We start from the raw sequence: 17,137 nt of genomic DNA on the forward strand, positions 1-17,137 counted from the left end.
TTCTCGCGGCGGGCGACGGGACCGGGCTAACACATCCGTTCCGCGCATCCCATCGACTGGAAAACGCACCGCGTTCGCGGTAGGGGTGGAGTATGAGCCAGCATTCTTCCGCGGCATCCGATCATCCCCGCCTCGAGGTCGATGACGTCATCGTCGTCGACAAGAAGCGCGTCCGCACGGCCATCGGCGGAACCGTCGTCGGCAACTTCATGGAGTGGTTCGACTTCGGCATCTACGGGTACCTCGCCGTCACCCTCGCGGTCGTCTTCACCTCCGACCTCCCCGAGCCGTGGGGCCTCCTCGTCACCCTGCTCGGCTTCGCGATCTCGTTCCTCGTCCGCCCGTTCGGTGGCTTCGTCCTGGGCCCCCTTGGCGACCGCATCGGACGCCAGAAGGTGCTGTTCCTGACCATGGCGATGATGGCCACCGCGACCGCCCTCATCGGCCTGCTGCCCGGGTCGGCCGCGATCGGTCTGTGGGCCATCGTGCCGCTGTACCTGCTGAAGATGGTCCAGGGGTTCTCCACGGGAGGCGAGTACGCCGGCGCGACGACGTACGTGTCGGAGTTCTCCCCCGACCGCAGCCGGGGGTTCTGGTCGTCGTGGCTCGATGTCGGCTCGTACGTCGGGTTCGCCGCCGGGGCCTCGGCGGTGGCGATCACGACGGCGATCACGACCTCCATCTCGGGCGAGAACGCGATGGTCGAGTACGGCTGGCGTATCCCGTTCCTGCTGGCGATCCCGCTGGGTATCGTCGCGATCTACTTCCGTCTGCGCATCCCCGAGACCCCCTCGTTCGAGCAGACCCATGCGGCCGAAGCCGCGCAGGAGATCGGCTCCGACGATCCCCTGGCTCGGCAGGGGCTCAGGGGCATCGTGCGTCATCACTGGCGTGCGCTGCTCATCGGCATCGCGCTCGTCGCGGCGACCAACACGGCCGGCTACGCGCTGACGAGCTACATGCCCACCTACCTAGAGACCGAGGTCGGCATCTCCAACCTCGGAGCCGCCGTCGCAACGGTTCCGGTCCTGCTGGTGATGTCGGCCACGCTCCCTCTGATCGGCAAGCTCAGTGACCGGATCGGCCGGAAGCCCGTGTACGCGATCGCCGCCGGATCGGCCGTCGTGCTCCTCGTGCCGGCCTTCCTCATCATGCAGATCGGCGAGTTGTGGGCGGTCATGATCGCCCTGTTCATGGCGGCGGTGCCGGTGGCGTTCTACGTCGCGATCTCGGCATCCGCGCTCCCCGCCCTCTTCCCCACCGCGTCACGTTTTGGTGCGATGGCGGTGGCGTACAACATCGCGGTGTCGCTGTTCGGCGGAACGACGCCGCTGTTCAGCCAGGCGCTGATCGAGTGGACCGGGAACACCCTCATGCCCGCGTTCTACATCATGTTCTTCGCGGCGCTCGGTCTCCTCGCGCTGCTGGCGATGCGCGAGACCGCGCGGCGACCCCTGCTGGGCTCGGTGCCCGCGGTCGAGACACCCGCGGAAGCGGAGGCCGTGGTCGCCCGCCAGGACGACGACCCCCTCATCGACACCTCCACGATGCCCCTCGAGATCCGCCGCCCCTGACCGCCCCGCCACGCGCGAGTCGCCAGAATTTGTCGCCACCGGGTGCTCCGCGGCGACAAATCTTGGCGACTCGCGCCGGGTTAACGGCGGCCGGTGCCGAACAGGCCCCGGATCACACCGTTCAGGATCGTCCGCGTGGAACCGCGGCCCAGAAGGTCGTCGAGCGGCGACGAGGGAGAGCTCGACCGAGGGGATGCCGTTCCCCTGAGCAGCCGGTCGTACTCGCGCTGCGCCTTCTTCTGCGCCTCGGCGTGGGCCTTGTCGATCGCCGCCTTCTGCCGCGCGTACTCCGCTTCATCGGCGGCGGCCCTCTTCGCCCGTTCGGCGGCCTCCCGCGCCTCGGCCGCCGCTTGCAGCCGCGCTGCGAGGATCTCACGCGCGGACTCGCGCTCCAGCGGTGAGCCGTATCGGGCGAACAGGGGGGATGCCGAGACGGCGGCGGCGAGGTCGCCCGCAGGGATCGGCGACATCGACGCCCGTGGTGCGTACAGCCGCGTCCAGGCGACGGGCGTCGGCGTGCCACGTTCATCCATCACGGTGATGATCGCCTCGCCGGTCCCGAGCTCCTGCAGCACGCGCTCGAGGTCGTAACCGGAGGCCGGGTACGTGCGCACCGAGGCGCGCAGAGCCGCGGCGTCATCGGGAGTGAAGGCGCGCAGCGCGTGCTGGACGCGCGAACCGAGCTGCGCCAGCACGTCGGCCGGGACGTCCTTGGGTGTCTGTGTGACGAAGAAGACGCCGACGCCCTTCGACCGGATGAGGCGCACGGTTTGCGTGATCGCCGCGAGGAACGCCTTCGACGCGTCCCGGAACAGCAGGTGCGCCTCGTCGAAGAAGAACACCAGCTTCGGCTTGTCGAGATCGCCGACCTCGGGGAGCACCTCGTAGAGCTCCGCCAGCAGGTACATGAGAAACGTCGAGTACAGCTCGGGGCGTGCGGCGACGTTCGGCACCTCGAGCAAGCTCACCATGCCCTCGCCCTCGGCGGTGACGCGCAGGAAGTCCGTCACGTCCAGCTCCGGTTCGCCGAAGAAGCCGTCGGCGCCGGAGGCCGAGAAGGCAACGAGCTCGCGCAGGATGACACCGGCGGTCGCGCTCGACAGTCCCCCGACGTTCTTCAGCTCGGCTTTGCCTTCATCGCTGGTGAGGAACGTCAGCACCGCCCGGAGGTCGGAGAGATCGACGAGGGCGAGGCCTTTCTCGTCCGCGTAGTGGAACACGAGCGCCAGACTCGACTCCTGGGTGGCGTTGAGGCCGAGCACGCGGCTGAGCAGCAGGGGGCCGAATCCCGATACCGTCGCCCGCACCGGCACACCGGACGCGGAGTCGTCCCCGAGGGCGTAGAACTCCGTGGGGTACGCGCGCGGTGACCAGTCCTGTTCGAGGGAGCGGGTGCGCGCCCTGAGCTTCTCGCTCTCCGCGCCGGGAGCCGCGATACCGGACAGGTCGCCCTTGATGTCGGCCGCGAACACGGGAACGCCGCTGGCCGACAGCTGCTCGGCCAGGAGTTGCAGCGTGCGCGTCTTGCCCGTCCCGGTGGCCCCGGCGACAAGCCCGTGCCGGTTGGTCATGGCGAGCGGGATGCGCACGCGAACGGATGCCACCGGGCCGCCGTTGACGAGCACGCCGAGGTCGAGGGCCGCCGCGTCGCTCCCATACCCGGCCGCGATCTCGGCGACCTGGGCGGCGGTGAGAGGAGCTTCGGCGTCGGGGGCGGGCTGCCGCGTCGACGAGGTACGTGATGGCGCCGCTTCGCCCGCCGACGTCGTGGTTTCGACGTCCGGCCCCGCGGCGGCATCCGCGCGGGCACGAGCGGCAGCGGCCTCGGCGGCCGCGAGCTCGGCGCGCGCCCGGGCCAGACGCAGTTCCGCCTCCGCGGCCTCTGCCGCCGCGCGCAGACGTGCGACCTCGGGATCGTCGGCGGGACGGGCGGCGGCACTGTCGCTCATAGCGGTCAGCCTAGGACGTGCGCGGGGACACGGCATCCGGGGCTCGGCCGGCGCGCCGGAGCGTCGCGCGGTCGGCGTCGCGTGCGCGCAGACGCGAGAACACCGCGGCCAGCACGAGAGCCGCGCCGGCGCCGACGAGGGCGCCGCCGATGGTGTCGGAGAGCCAGTGGGCGTGCAGGTATGTGCGGCTGAAAGCCATCAGCACGAGCCAGGCCGCACCGGCCAGCCGCACCCAGAGCGACGGGAAGAGGATTCCCGCCACCACCGCGATGGTCGCCGCGTTCGCGGTGTGCCCCGACGGGAAGGAGCCGTAATCGGAGAGCACGAGGATGTCTTCCGGACGCGCGCGTCCGAACGTGTGCTTCAGCACCTGCACGAGCAGAGCGCTGCCCGCCGAGGCCGCGAGGAAGTACAGCGCCGCCCACCGCCTGCCGAAGAGGAACAGCGCGAGCGCACCGCCGATCGGGACGATGAGGATGGCGGTGACGTAGCCGCCCAGCTCGTTCATCACGAGCGCGAACGACAGCAGCGGCTCCAGCGGCGCCGCGGCGAACAACTGGTTCCACCACACGTCGATCGCGAACGGGCTCGGCCCACGGAAGTACACCCACGCCCCCAGTCCGCAGGCGAGAGCGATCAGCACCAGGCCGACGATGCCCCACGCACGATCGGAGCGCACCGTCAGCGGCGCCACGGGCTCGGAATCGACGTTCATCGGCTAATGATGCCCGTCCGGGCGGCGCCGCGGAACCTCGGCACGCCCTCTGCTACTGTTCGCGCCGCGGCATCGGGTCACGGCGCGAGCCGCGCGACGGTGCGCGGGCGCACGAGCAGCCACAGGGCCAGGACGCCGAGCACCGCGCACCCCACCATGACGGATGCCATCGTCGTCGCGGTGATGCCGGAACCCGTGGCCAACAGACCGACCACGGGCGAGATCACTCCCGCGATGCCGAAGTTCGACGCGCCGATGATCGACTGCGCGGTTCCTGCCGCCTTGCCGTGGCGATCCAGGGCGAGCACCTGCGCGCACGGGAACGTGAATCCACAGGAGGTCATGAAGAAGAACAACGGGATCACCGTGCCCCACAGCCCGAGGCCGAGCTGATCGAACACGACGATCACGGTCGCCCACAACACCAGCGAGGCCGTCGAGAACGCCAAGACCCACTGGGGACCGAATCGCGCAGCCAGACGCGAGGCCACCTGCACGCCGATCACCAGACCGACGGAGTTGGCCGCGAACAGCACGCCGTACTGCTGGGCGTCGAAGCCGTAGCTCTGTTGGAAGAGGAACGACGACGCCGACAGGTAAGAGAAGAGACCGCTGAAGGTCATGGCGCCGATGACGAGCACACCGATGAAGACGCGGTCGCGGAACACACTCGCGTACCGCTGCCACACGGTCGTCGCGCCCTTGCCGCCGCGGCGAGCGGAGGGGAGCGTCTCGGGAACGAACACGATGGCAGACACGAGCATGACCGTGCCGTACGCGGCCAAGACCCAGAAGATGCCGCGCCACGGCATGACCGACAGCAGCAGCGAGCCGGCGAGGGGAGCCAGGACCGGAGCGACGCCGGACACCAGAGCCAGACGCGAGAGCATCACGACGAGGCGGCGCCCTCCGAAAAGGTCCCGGACGATCGCCGCGGCGACCACACCACCGGCCGCCGCACCGGCCCCCATGAGCACGCGCGCGATCGACAGCGTGCCGAGCGTCGGGGCCAGGGCCGCGAAGACGCTGGCCGCGACATGCAGAGCGGTGACCGACAGCAGCGGGATGCGGCGCCCGACCTTGTCGCTGAGGGGCCCCACGATGAGTTGCCCGAGGGCGAAGCCGATCATCGTCCCGGTCAGCGTCAGCTGGATCGCCGCCGCCGACGTCTGGAAGTCGGCCTCGAGCACCGGGAAGGCCGGCAGGTACAGGTCGATCGTGAAGGGCCCGAGGGCGGTGAGCGCCCCCAGCAGCACGACGTACAGCACACGACGCGATGCGGGGATGCTGTCGCCGGGATGCAACACGACCGGCGCGGTGGCGGGATTGCTGCCGAGCGCGCGGATGGCACCCGTCGCCGAGGTCTCGGGGCGGGCGGTCGAGGGGATCACGGGCTGGGAGGCGGTATCGAGCACGGCAGTCAGTTCGTTTCGCAACACGGATGGCCCGGACGGAGCCGGGCTGACAAAAGAGGGGGATCGCCGAACCTCGAAACGATTCGACATCGTCATACTATCGCGCGGCTCAGCTTCAGCACCATCCCCTCGCGGGTTCCTTTCAGGCCGACGCCGCATTCACCCGCATAGGCTGGGCGCATCGGCCCGCGCCGACGCCTCCCGCATAAGAGAGAGACAGCACAGACCGCATGAGCCCCTCCCCCGACAAGCGCAAGAGCGGCAACCCCGCCACGCAGGCCGATATCGACCTCACCGTCAAGCAGCAACGCGAGCAGAAGCGGCAGCAGAAGCTCCAGGAGTACCAGAAGCAGATCGCGCGTCGTAAGCGCAGCAAGCTCGTCTGGTGGGTGGTCGGATCCACCGCCGCCCTGGCCGTGATCGGTCTCGTGGTGGCATCCTTCGCCTTCGCCCCGGCGCCACCGCCCAGCTATCAGGCCGGCAACAGCACCGGGCGCGAGATCGAGGGCGTGGAGACGTTCGAGAACCGCACGGACCACGTCGAGGGAACCGTGACGTACGAGCAGACCCCGCCCGCCGGCGGTCCGCACAACCCGTACTGGTTGAACTGCGCCGTCTACACCGAGCCCCAGCAGAACGAGAACGCGGTGCACTCCCTCGAGCACGGCGCGATCTGGATCACCTACGATCCCGAGCGTGTCGACGAGGCCGGTGTCGAGGCGCTCGAGGCGGTCATGCCCTCCAGCTACGCCATCCTCTCGCCGTACCCCGGTATGGACACCCCCGTGGCTGTCAGCGCCTGGAACCACCAGCTGAAGCTGGACGACCCCACCGACCCGCGCATCGCGGAGTTCTTCACCGAGTACTGGCGCAGCCAGAACGTCCCCGAGCCGAACGCCACGTGCTCGGGTGCGATCGACGGCCCCGGCAAGGCGTGACGTGAACGACGACGCCCCGGTCGCGCGACCGGCGACGCGGTGGCTCGTCGTCGCCGTCGCCGCCGTGGCGCTGCTCGCGGTCGCCTTCGCCGTCGGGCGCTTCACCGCGTTCGGCGCGACCGCCGCGCCGGCGACGCCGTCGACCGCCTCGGCCGACGCCGGCTTCGCCCGCGACATGCAGGTTCATCACACGCAGGCCGTCCAGATGGCGATGGAGATCTACCGCAAGACCGCCGACCCCGAGCTGCGCACCCTGTCGTACGACATCGCCACGACCCAGTCCGGTCAGCGCGGCGAGATGTACGGCTGGCTCGTGCAGTGGGGGCTGCCGCAGGCGTCGTCCCAGCCGCTCATGCAGTGGATGGCCGCGTCCGGCGCGCACAGCCACGGCGACACGTCCGCCCTCTCGCAGGACGAGGTGCTCGCGCAGATGGGCATGGCCTCGGATGCCGAGCTCGATCGCCTCGCCACCCTCGACGGGCAGCCCGCCGACTGTCTGTTCCTCGACCTGATGATCCGGCACCACCAGGGAGCGATTCCCATGGCCGAGGCCGTCATCGAGTTGGGCGACGACGCTCGCGTGAAGGACGTGGCTGAGGCCATCGTCGCCGGCCAGTCGGCCGAGATCGACGCGATGCGCAGCATCCAGGCCCGCCTGTCCTGTTCCGGCTGACCCTTCGCACGACGAAGGGGCGTGGCGCCCTCGCGGATGCCACGCCCTCTCGTCGTCGTAAGGCGTCAGCCCTTCGTCGCGCCGGCGAGGAGACCCCGAACGAAGAAGCGCTGCAGCAGGAAGAACACGATCAGGGGAACGAGGATCGAGATGAACGTTCCCGCGGACTGCAGGAACCACTGGTCACCCCACGTTCCCGACAGCGAGTTCAACGATTGCGTCAACGGCAGCGATGACGACGGGGCGAAGATCGTCGCCACCAGCAGGTCGTTCCACACCCAGATGAACTCCAGCACCGCGAAGGATGCCAGGGCGGGAGCCGCGAGCGGCAGGATCAAACGGAAGAACACCTGTCCGTGCCCCGCGCCGTCCACGCGCGCCGCCTCGATCACCTCGTGCGGGATCTCCGCGATGAAGTTGTGCAGCAGGAAGATCGCCAACGGCATCGCGAAGATGACGTGGGCGATCCACACCGTGGCGAAGCTGTGCTCGATGCCCCGCAGCTCGAAGCCGGGGAAGATCGTCACGTCGTTGATCGTCAAGCCGCGCGAGAACAGGCTGAGCAGCGGCACGAGGGCCATCTGCAGCGGCACGATCTGCAACGCGAAGATGAAGATGAAGAAGAAGTTCCGCCCCTTGAAGTCGATCCACGCGAACGCGTACGCGATCAAGGAGGCGATCGCCAGCGCGAACACGACCACCGGGATCGTGATGGCGAGCGAGTTGAGGAACGATGCCGCCAGCGTCAGCGCGGTACCGCCCGACGTGAAGGCGAGACGGTAGTTCTCCAGAGTGAAGGACGGGTCCGTGAAGACCGTCCACCATCCGGTCGACTGCGTGTCGGAGCCCGGGCGGAACGAGGTGACGAACAGACCGAAGGTCGGGATCGTCCAGAAGAACGCGATCGCGATCGCCGCGATCGTGGCTCCCTTCGAGGTCAGTCGCTTGCGCGCCATCGCCTCGTGGCGACGGGTGTCCCGCGCGACCTGTCGTGCCGAACGGGTGTCTGACGTGGGCTCGAGCACCACGGTGGAGGTGGTCATCGCACTTCCCTCTGCTTCCGGATCTGGCGCACGTTGAAGATGATCAGCGGCAGGACGAACAGGAACAGCACGACGGCCAGCGCCGCGGAGTGCCCGTAGCTCTGGAACCGCTGCTGCTGGTTGACCATCTCGAAGGCGAGGACGGTGGAGTCGTTGCGACCACCGGTCATGACCGCGACGATGTCGTAGATCTTCAGAGCGCCGATTGCGATCGTGGTGAGCACCACGATGAGCGAAGAGCGGATGCCGGGGACCGTGACGTTGATGAAGCGCTCCCAGGCGTTCGCCCCGTCGAGCTCCGCGGCCTCCATCTGCTCCGGCGGGACCGCCTTGATCGCCGCCGACAGGATGACCATGGCGAGGCCCGTCTGGCTCCAGATGAACACCACGACAAGCAGGAGCGTGTTGATCAGTGGGGTGGCCGCGAGCCACGACACCGGCTGACCGCCGAACGCCGTGACGATCGCGTTCAGGATGCCGATCTGGTCGCCCTGGCGGAAGTCGTAGACGAACTTCCAGATGATGCCGGCGCCGACGAACGAGATCGCGAACGGCATGAAGATGAGGATCTTGAGGAACCGCTCCCCCGCGGCTCGGTCGATGAAGACGGCGTAGGCCAGGCCGATCGCGGTGGCGAAGGTCGGGGCGAGCAGCACCCAGATGAGGGTGTTGATGACCGACCAGAAGCCCTCGGGGTTCGTGAAGGTCCAGATGTAGTTCTCGAAACCGACGAAGTTCTCGCCGGTCTTGTCCATGAACGACTGCACGAGCGTGGACAGCGCGGGGTAGACCAGCCCCATGAGCAGCAGGATCGCGGCCGGGGCGGCGAACAGCACGAGCTGGAACAGGTAGCCCGCGCCCTGACGTGAGCGGTAGTCGGCGTAGAAAAGGATGCCACCGAGGATCACGGCGATGCCCAGGACGTAGATGACGGCGTTCTGGTACGGGCGCAGGAGCATGAAGGCCAGCACCGGGATGCCGAAGCACGCGACCAGCCGCAGCCAGAAGTACCCCTTACCCGATCGGGGCGCGTACTCGATGAGCAGGAGGAGCAGACCGACGACCGCGGCGAAGACCAGGATCACGAGCGGGATCTGGATCAGTGGGTTCATCTCGCCCAGCGTCCGGAAGAAGCTGTTCAGCGAGAAGCCGAGGGTCGTGGGCCTCGTCTCCGCGGGTGCCCGCGTGATCATGAACAGGAACAGTGCCACCGCGGCGATGAGCCCGATGACGACGACCAGGACGGTCGTCCGATGCCTCCGTGCGGGGCCCCGCGGGGCCGGATCGGCCTCCGCCCGCCCGCGTCGCGGAGATGCCTCCGGGGGCTTCTCCGCCTGCCTGATCTGGGTCATGACTTCCCTCCCGAACACGCCCTCGTGCTCATCGATGGACGGGCCGGCTCAGCGGCGCCGTGATGGGGGTACGGTACCGGTGGGCCGCCCGCCGAAGCGGACGGCCCACCGGTCTTGCGGGTCGGCTCAGTTGTCGTAGCCGGCCTGGATGTTCTGCAGCACCTCGTCGGTGGGCGTGCCGTCGATCCAGCTGACCATGCCCTTCCAGAACGACCCGGCACCGACCGTGGCCGGCATCAGGTCGGACGCGTCGAAGCGGAGCGTGGTGTCGGGGTTCTGAAGGACCTCCATGGCCTCCTTCAGGAACTCGCTGGAAGCGAGCGACGGGTCGGCGCCCTTGTTGGCCGAGATCACGCCGCCGAGCTCCACACGAGCGTCAGCGAATTCGGGGGTCGACATGAACTCGGCGACCTTCTGCACGTTCGGGTCGTCGGAGAACGTCGCGACGAACTCGCCGCCACCCTCGACCGACTGCTCACCCTCGGTGATGCCGGGGGTCAGGAACGCGTACACGTCACCATCGGGCGCGACGGTCACCTCGCCGCCCTCTGCGTTCGTGACGGTGAGGAAGTTCGACGACAGGAACGAAGCCTGGTGCGTCATCGGGCAGCTGCCGTCGGCGACCTTGGCCGCGACATCGGCGAAGGCGACCGAGTTGATGCTCTTGACGTCACCGAAGCCGGCGTTGACGTAGGCGGGGTTCAGCAGGATCTCACCGACCGCGTCGAAGGCCTGCTTGATCTCGGGGTCGGTGAACTTGACCTCGTTCGCGACCCACTGGTCGTAGACCTCGGGGCCGGACTGACGGAGGACGAGGTCCTCGATCCAGTCGGTGCCGGGCCAGCCCGACGCGTCGCCGGAGGCGAAGCCGGCGCACCACGGAGCGGCACCCGTCTTCTCCTGGATGGTCTGCGTGAGGGCGAGGAGCTCGTCGTAGGTCTTGGGGATCTCGACGCCCCACTCGGCGAACTTCGAGGGCGAGTACCAGATGTAGCCCTTGACGTTGGCGAGCATCGGGGCGGCGTAGAACTCTCCGTCCACGGTGCCGTAGGACTTCCAGTCCTCGCCCCAGTACTCGTCGACGTTCGAGGAGACGGTGTCCGTCGCCTTCTGAACCTCGCCCGTGCCCACGAGGGTCTGCAGAAGACCCGGCTGCGGGACGATGGCGATGTCAGGGGCGTCGCCACCGGTGACCTTCGTCACGATGTTTCCCTCGAAGCTCTTGTCGCCCGTGTACTCGACCTTGATGCCGGTGTCTTCGGTGAACTTCTCGAACGACTGGTTCAGCAGATCGGCCTCGCTACCGGTGATGCCGCCGGAGATCCGGACGGTCGCACCCTCGGTGCCACCGCTGGAGCCGCCCGAGTCGCCCTCCGCACAACCCGCGAGCGCGATCGCGCCGACCGCCAGCAGTCCGACGGGAGCCAGCAGGCGATACCGCTGTGACATGCCCATGTGATTTCTCCTCTTTGAGTTCAGTGGTGCACCGGCACCCATCGGGAACCGATTCCAGATCACCGTAGGCGACAAAGACCCGCTACGCAACAATCTTTGATTACGACTCCGTAACTCGCGGAATCACGCGGGATTCCTGGCGGATATGTGCGCGGAACCGGTTCCAGTTTGTGCGGTTGTCGGATACTCTTCATGACGTCGACACGGACGTCGACGATCCTCGAGGAAGACGGCTCATGAGCGGAATCGCCGATGTGGCACGCCTGGCAGGCGTGTCGAAGTCGACGGCGAGTCGCGCGCTCACCGGCGGCGGCTACGTCTCGGACGACACGCGCCGCCGCGTCACCGACGCCGCGGCATCCCTCGGCTACGTGCCCTCCACCAGCGCCGTGAGCCTGGCGACCGGACGCACGCGCACCGTCGCCCTCATCGTCCCGAAGGTCAACCGATGGTACTTCGGCGCGATCATCGAGGGGGTCGAGCGTTCGCTCATCTCGCAGGGTTACGACGTCACCCTCTACGTCGCCGAACCCGGCTCACGCGACCGGGAGAGTCTGTACTCGACCTACCTCGCACGCAAGAGATTCGACGGGATCATCGCCGTCGCTCTCGAACCGGGCGACACCGACCTGGAGCGGCTGCTCGCGATCGACAAACCCACCGTCTGCATCGGAAACCCCCTCCAGGGCATCCCGACCCTCGGCCTGGACAACATCGGCATCACCCGCATCATCACACAACACCTCATCGCGCTCGGCCACACGGACATCGCCTTCGTGGGCAGCACCCCGCCCACCGACGCGCCGGCGCGCGACGTGGACGAACGCTCCATCGGCTACCGCAACGCCATGAACGACAGCGGTCTCGCGGTAAGGATCCGCAGCGTCCCGTCGACACTGACCATCACCGACGCTTACGCCGCGGCGGCATCCTTCCTCGCCGACGCCGCCTCACGCCCCACCGGCGTCGTCGCGGCGTGCGACGAGGTCGCGATCGGCGTCGTCATCGCCGCCCGCCGCATGGGCATCGCCGTCCCCACGGAGCTGAGCGTCGTCGGGATCGACGGCCACGACTACGCCGAGATGTTCGCGCTCACGACGGTCGAGCAGTACCCCGAGGCCCAGGGCGTCGCGGCGACACGCCTGCTGCTGTCGATGATCGAGGGCGAGCAGCCACCGCCGCGCACCCTCGCCGAGACCCGTCTGGTCGTACGGGCCTCCACCGCTCCCCCGCGCACCGTCTGACACGAACGGGACCCCGGATGCCAGGCATCCGGGGTCCCGTCTCGTTTCGGCTCAGTCGGTCGAACGCACCGAGCGGCGGCGCAGGGCCACGCCCAGTCCGAGCAGCGCGATGGCGGAGAGCACCCCGGCGCCGATCCAGCCGCCTTCCGCACCGGTCACCGCGAGGTTCCCGCCGGCCTGCCCCGCGTTGCCGCGGCCGGGACCGTCCTGTCCGGTCCCGCCCGCACCGGTGCCGGAGTCGCCGGCTCCCGGGTCGGTCGTGCCCGGGGCGGCGACCCGCAACGGCACCGACACCGTGGTGCCGGTGGGCTGAGCCGTCAGCCGCAGCTCGAGCGTGTCGGTTGCCTCAGCGGGCACGGTCAGCGTGAGGGTCCCGACCCCTGCGGCCACGGGGACCGGGGTGAGGTCCGTCGTTCCGAGCGACGCCTGCAGCGACGTGTGCGCGGGAGCGCCGAGCGAGGTCAGGTCGAGACCCGAAACCGTCAGCGTCACCTCGGCACCGGGCTCGACCTGCGCCGGCAGACCCGTGACCTGCACGCCGCGGGCGGTGAAGTCGGGCGTGAGGCCCGGGTTCGCGCTCAGGTAGTCGATCCACGCGTCGCGGTCGATGAGACCGGAATCGCGCGTATCGGCGCCCTCGCGGAAGACCGAGAAGCTGTCACCGCCGCCGAGGAGGAAGCTGAACGAGCCCACGCGGTACTCGGCCGCCGGATCGACGGCGACGCCGTCGATCCAGATGCCCAGGATGCGCTGGCCCGCCGGGCGCGAGGCGTCGTAGGTGTAGCGCACGTTCTCGGACACGCCCAGCGCGAGGTTGGTCGTGCCGCGTCCCGCGGCGTCGCCCCACTGCTGCTCGAGCATCACGCGAAGCTGGTCTCCCGTGAGGGTCGTCGTCCACAGGTTGTTCACGAACGGCAGCACGGCGTTCGCCTCCGCACGCGTGATGATGCCGTCGCCGTCGTAGAGGAGTTCGGCGCGCAGACCGCCCGGGTTGACCACCGCCAGGTCGGCACCGCCACGGGCGGGCGCCTCGAGCGTCGTCAGCAGAGCGTCGGCGACGAGACCACCCAGGGCCGACGGCTTGGACCGGTCGTCGCGCTTGCCTCCGGTGTAGACGCCGTCGACGTAGGCGCCGCCGCTGAAGGCGGTGGTGATGTCGGCCGTGACCGAGCCGACCGGGACGCGGCCCACGACGTCCGCCTCGGCACGCGCGGCCGTGACGATGTCGTTGACCTCCTGAACCCGGGGGTAGGTCGCGATCAGACGCGCATCGAGCTCGGCGCTCGCGGCCGCGTCCGGCGCGGACAGGCGCGGCACGTTGCGGGCCGTGTAGTCCACGACGTCGCCGTCGCTGTCGACGTCGAGCACGATCTGACCGATGTTCTCGCCGTAGCTCCCGGTCTGCAGGATCGGGCGCGTGCCCTCACCGCCGGGGACCGGAGCGTCCCAGACGTACTCGGCGTGCGTGTGCCCGGTGAAGATGGCATCCACCGCCGGGTCCGTGTCGTTCACGATCGACGCGAACGCGCCGCCCTGGGCGAGGGCCTGCTCGAGCGTCGCGTCCGCGTCCCCGAGCTCGCTGCCCTCGTGATACTGGGCGACGATGACGTCGACCCGGTCATCGATCTCGGCGGCCACCCGGTTGACCTCGGCGACCGGCTCACGGAACTCGATGCCGCGGATGCCGCTCTCCGTGACGAGCTGGGGGGTCGTCTCGGTGACGGCGCCGATGACGCCGACGCGGACGCCGTCCACCTCGACGATCTCGTAACCGGGGAGGAGGGGCTGGCCGTCCTTGTAGACGTTGGCCGCGAGGTAGGGGAAGTCGGCCAGGTCGGACACGCGTCCGGTCAGGTCGTCGGCCCCCTTGTCGAACTCGTGGTTGCCCACGGCCGAGGCCGCCAGCTCGAGCGCGTTGAGCACGTCGATCGTGGGCTTGTCACCGAACTCCGACGAGGCGAACAGCGACGCGCCGATGTTGTCGCCGTTCGAGACGAACAGCGAGTTGTCGTCGCCGTACTCCGCGCGCAGCTGCTCGATCGTCCCGGCGAACTTCACCGTGTTGGCGTCGATGCGGCCGTGGAAGTCGTTGATGCCGAGCAGGTTGATCTCGGTCGTCGACGACAGGTCCAGGCCCACGATCACCGGATCGTGGTCGCTCGAGCGGTACGGCGAGGCCTCATAGAAATTCAGCGCGTTGTAGTTGTAGCGGCTGTACTCCAGGGCGAGCGCCTCGACGGCGTTGATGTTCCAGATGTCGGTACCGGTGACGAGCTCGCGCGCCGACGGCGACGCCAGCACGTGGTCGAGCGACCCCGACTGACCGCTGAAGGAGTACGAGAACTTGCCCGTGCCCGCCTCGAGCGGCTCGTAGCCGAATTCGCGGAGCTTCTCGATCGGGTCTTCCTGCGAGTAGGCGTTGAAGTCGCCCAGGAGGAACACGTCGTCGGTGCCGATCGCGGCCGCGCGCTCGTCCGCGAAGGCCGCAAGGGCCTCGGCCTGACGCACGCGGTCGCCGTTGAACGCACCCTGGATGCCGTTGGCGTTGTCGCCGGTCGCCTTGGGGTCGCTGTCGCCCTTCGACTTGAAGTGGTTCACGATCGCGAGGATGGCGGCATCCTCGTCGCCCACGGGGGCGAATGCCTGCGCGAGCGGCTGACGCGCGTTCGCGAACGCAGGGTCGTCGAGGATGACGCTGTCACCGACCGGCGCCACGACGGCCTTCTTGTAGATGAAGGCGGTGCGGATGACGTCCTCCGACGCCGGCAGATCGGCCGGTGAGGGAACGAAGACCCACTGTTCCGAGCCGAGGGCGGCGTTGAGAGCGTCGACGAGGGTGGACAGGGCCGCGTCGCGGTCCTTGCCGAACTGCGCCGAGTTCTCGATCTCCTCGAGCGAGACCACGTCGGCGCCGAGGCCGTTGATCGCCGCGACGATCTTGGCCTGCTGGCGCTGGAGGTTCTCGTCGTTCGCGGCACCGCGCGGACCGTTGTCCGGGCAGCGGTTCGCCGTGATGGGGTTGCCCTCGCGGTCGTCGTAGGTCGAGGTGCAGCCGACGCTCTCGGCGGTCGTGGTGAAGTAGTTGAGCACGTTGAAGCTCGAGATCTTCACGTTGCCGCCGACGGGCTCTGGAGCCACCGTCCGGGTGTTCTCGAAGGTCGCCGGCTGCACGGCATCCGCGTTTTCCACCGTCAGCTGCTCGGTCGGCTGGAACTTCCAGGTGTTGTTGCGGAAGTCCAAGATCACCGGAGTCTCGAACGTCGCGCGAGCGCCGACGCGGACCGGCTCGGCGAGCGACACGTACGGCAGGGGAACGTTCTTCGCCGTGCTGAGGAAGTTCAGCGAAGCCCCGTCGTCGAGGACGATCGCGCGGGCCTTGTTGTCGGCGACGGCCGCGACGTACTCCGGGGTGTCGGGACGCGCGACATCGGTCGGGGTGCGCAGCGGCGTGGTGCCGGCCGCGAGGCCGACCTCGGCGTACTGGTTCGTCGTGTAGGTGTTGGTGACCGTGAAGTCACCCTGCGGGGCGAGCAGCATCCCTTCGAACCGCTCGCGCTCCTCGTCCGTCTTCGGCCACCCGATCTTCGCCGGCTCGACCGGTGCGGCCTGCTCGGTGAGCGACTGGATGCCGTCGGCGGCAGCGGTGATCTGGGTCTGGCCGTAGTACTCGCTCGCGGTGCCGCTGACCTCGACGTGGGCGCCGATCTGCACCTTCGCGGTGGCCGCGGAGCCGTAGACGAAGATCGCGTCCGATGCGGCGTGCGCGGCGAGGTCGATGTCGCCGCCCGTCCCCGGCGTCTGGATGTAGAAGCCGTTGTAGCCGCCGGTCGGGTACGCGGCGGTGACGATGCCGCGCGTGGTCACGGTGGCGTCGTCGAGCGGGGTCGTGGCACCGGTGCCCTGGATGTCGCGGATCGCGACGACCTCGCCGGGGGTGACGCTCGGCGTCGGCGCCGGGGTCGTGGGCGCCGTGGTCGGGGTGACGGTCGGCTCGGGGGCGGGGGTGCTGCCGCCGGAGTTCTGCGGCGTGACGGTCGCGGTATTGGTGAAGTCGGCGGAGTTGTCGTCGTTGTCGACGAATCCGCTGCGGATCAGCGCGTTCTGCGTGGCATTGGGGCCGTCGACCACCGCCGGGGCGGTCTCGAAGCTCACCCCGGCGCCGTAGCCGAGGAAGTCCACGACCCGGGGGTCGTCGACGTTGCCCGCGGGCAGAGCGAGCGACTCGGCGACATTCGCGAGGAAGAGCTGCCCCGTCGTCCCGGACGGGTTCAGACCCGTGCTCGTGACGTCGGGCGTCGGCAACGCGTTGGTGACGACGCCGTTGCCGGGGAGCGCGATGAGGTAGTAGCCGCCGGCGGCGATGGAACCCGTCAGGCGCAGGGTGTTGGCGCCGTTCGGCGCGCTCGTGCTCGAGGCCGAGCGGTACTGCAGCGACCACGAGCTGAGGTCCTGAGAGGTGTCGCCGGCGTTGTACAACTCGACGAACTTCTGCGTGTACGCGGCGGCGCCGCTACCGCCCTTCAGGTAGGCCTCGTTGATCACCACCCGGGGGCCGTCGGCCGCGAACGCGGGGGCGGGAGCGAGGGCGGAGCCGAGCAACGCCGCCCCCAGGACGGCGCTGAGGGTCGTGGTGAAGCGGCGCGCGGGCGCGCGGGAGGGTGCGTGATGCATGGGTCTCCAGAGAACGACGCGCGACGGAGCGACGCCGGTGGGGGGATCGACGGGGGGGTCATCTCGACCGTAGACGAGACGCATACCGATTTCCCAGACTTCTTTGTT

Annotated in this window: 11 protein-coding genes; 4 read left to right on the plus strand and 7 right to left on the minus strand. The window is 68.9% G+C overall.

From position 1 onward, the window contains the following. Nucleotides 1-92: 92 nt before the first annotated feature. Nucleotides 93-1,574, plus strand: coding sequence for an MFS transporter (locus P5G46_RS05450; RefSeq protein ID WP_239276739.1), 1,482 nt, complete (start codon nt 93-95; stop codon nt 1,572-1,574). A gap of 80 nt (nt 1,575-1,654) precedes the next feature. Here P5G46_RS05450 and P5G46_RS05455 read toward each other — a convergent pair whose 3' ends face one another. The 3 genes from P5G46_RS05455 to P5G46_RS05465 form a co-directional block, all read right to left on the minus strand. Further along, complete coding sequence (locus P5G46_RS05455; protein WP_408905146.1) at nt 1,655-3,523, minus strand: helicase HerA-like domain-containing protein; 1,869 nt, start codon at nt 3,521-3,523, stop codon at nt 1,655-1,657. Nucleotides 3,524-3,533: 10 nt separating this feature from the next. Next, nucleotides 3,534-4,238: a phosphatase PAP2 family protein gene (locus tag P5G46_RS05460; protein WP_375095944.1), complete on the minus strand. Its 705-nt coding sequence runs from the start codon at nt 4,236-4,238 to the stop codon at nt 3,534-3,536. Between the two features lie 77 nt (nt 4,239-4,315). After that, nucleotides 4,316-5,653 (minus strand): multidrug effflux MFS transporter, encoded by a 1,338-nt coding sequence (locus P5G46_RS05465; protein WP_239276736.1) that lies wholly within the window; start codon nt 5,651-5,653, stop codon nt 4,316-4,318. 230 nt (nt 5,654-5,883) lie between these two features. Between P5G46_RS05465 and P5G46_RS05470 the strand changes: the two genes are divergently transcribed. Together P5G46_RS05470 and P5G46_RS05475 are read left to right on the plus strand one after the other, a co-directional pair. Continuing rightward, nucleotides 5,884-6,591, plus strand: a complete 708-nt coding sequence (locus tag P5G46_RS05470; protein WP_239276735.1) for a thioredoxin-like domain-containing protein — start codon at nt 5,884-5,886, stop codon at nt 6,589-6,591. Nucleotide 6,592: 1 nt separating this feature from the next. Then, nucleotides 6,593-7,264 carry a DUF305 domain-containing protein gene (locus P5G46_RS05475; RefSeq protein ID WP_408905147.1) on the plus strand — a complete coding sequence of 224 codons (672 nt, stop codon included), beginning with the start codon at nt 6,593-6,595 and terminating at the stop codon, nt 7,262-7,264. Between the two features lie 65 nt (nt 7,265-7,329). On the opposite strand, the gene P5G46_RS05480 is transcribed toward P5G46_RS05475, so the two are convergent. The 3 genes from P5G46_RS05480 to P5G46_RS05490 all read right to left on the minus strand — a co-directional run bounded on the left by P5G46_RS05480 (nt 7,330) and on the right by P5G46_RS05490 (nt 11,114). Further along, nucleotides 7,330-8,307 (minus strand): carbohydrate ABC transporter permease, encoded by a 978-nt coding sequence (locus P5G46_RS05480; RefSeq protein ID WP_239276733.1) that lies wholly within the window; start codon nt 8,305-8,307, stop codon nt 7,330-7,332. After that, complete coding sequence (locus tag P5G46_RS05485; protein WP_374204602.1) at nt 8,304-9,659, minus strand: carbohydrate ABC transporter permease; 1,356 nt, start codon at nt 9,657-9,659, stop codon at nt 8,304-8,306. The genes P5G46_RS05480 and P5G46_RS05485 overlap by 4 nt, the downstream gene beginning before the upstream one ends. Nucleotides 9,660-9,785: 126 nt before the next feature. Continuing rightward, entirely contained in the window at nt 9,786-11,114 is a 1,329-nt protein-coding gene (locus P5G46_RS05490) for an ABC transporter substrate-binding protein (protein ID WP_239276732.1), read from the minus strand. A 236-nt stretch (nt 11,115-11,350) separates the two neighbouring features. Between P5G46_RS05490 and P5G46_RS05495 the strand changes: the two genes are divergently transcribed. After that, entirely contained in the window at nt 11,351-12,358 is a 1,008-nt protein-coding gene (locus P5G46_RS05495; protein ID WP_239276731.1) for a LacI family DNA-binding transcriptional regulator, read from the plus strand. A gap of 51 nt (nt 12,359-12,409) precedes the next feature. Here the strand turns inward: P5G46_RS05495 and P5G46_RS05500 are convergent, their stop codons facing one another. Next, nucleotides 12,410-17,029: an ExeM/NucH family extracellular endonuclease gene (locus tag P5G46_RS05500; RefSeq protein ID WP_408905148.1), complete on the minus strand. Its 4,620-nt coding sequence runs from the start codon at nt 17,027-17,029 to the stop codon at nt 12,410-12,412. Between the last annotated feature and the right edge of the window lie 108 nt (nt 17,030-17,137).

The organism is Microbacterium mcarthurae, assembly GCF_046064585.1.
Taxonomy (GTDB): domain Bacteria; phylum Actinomycetota; class Actinomycetes; order Actinomycetales; family Microbacteriaceae; genus Microbacterium; species Microbacterium mcarthurae.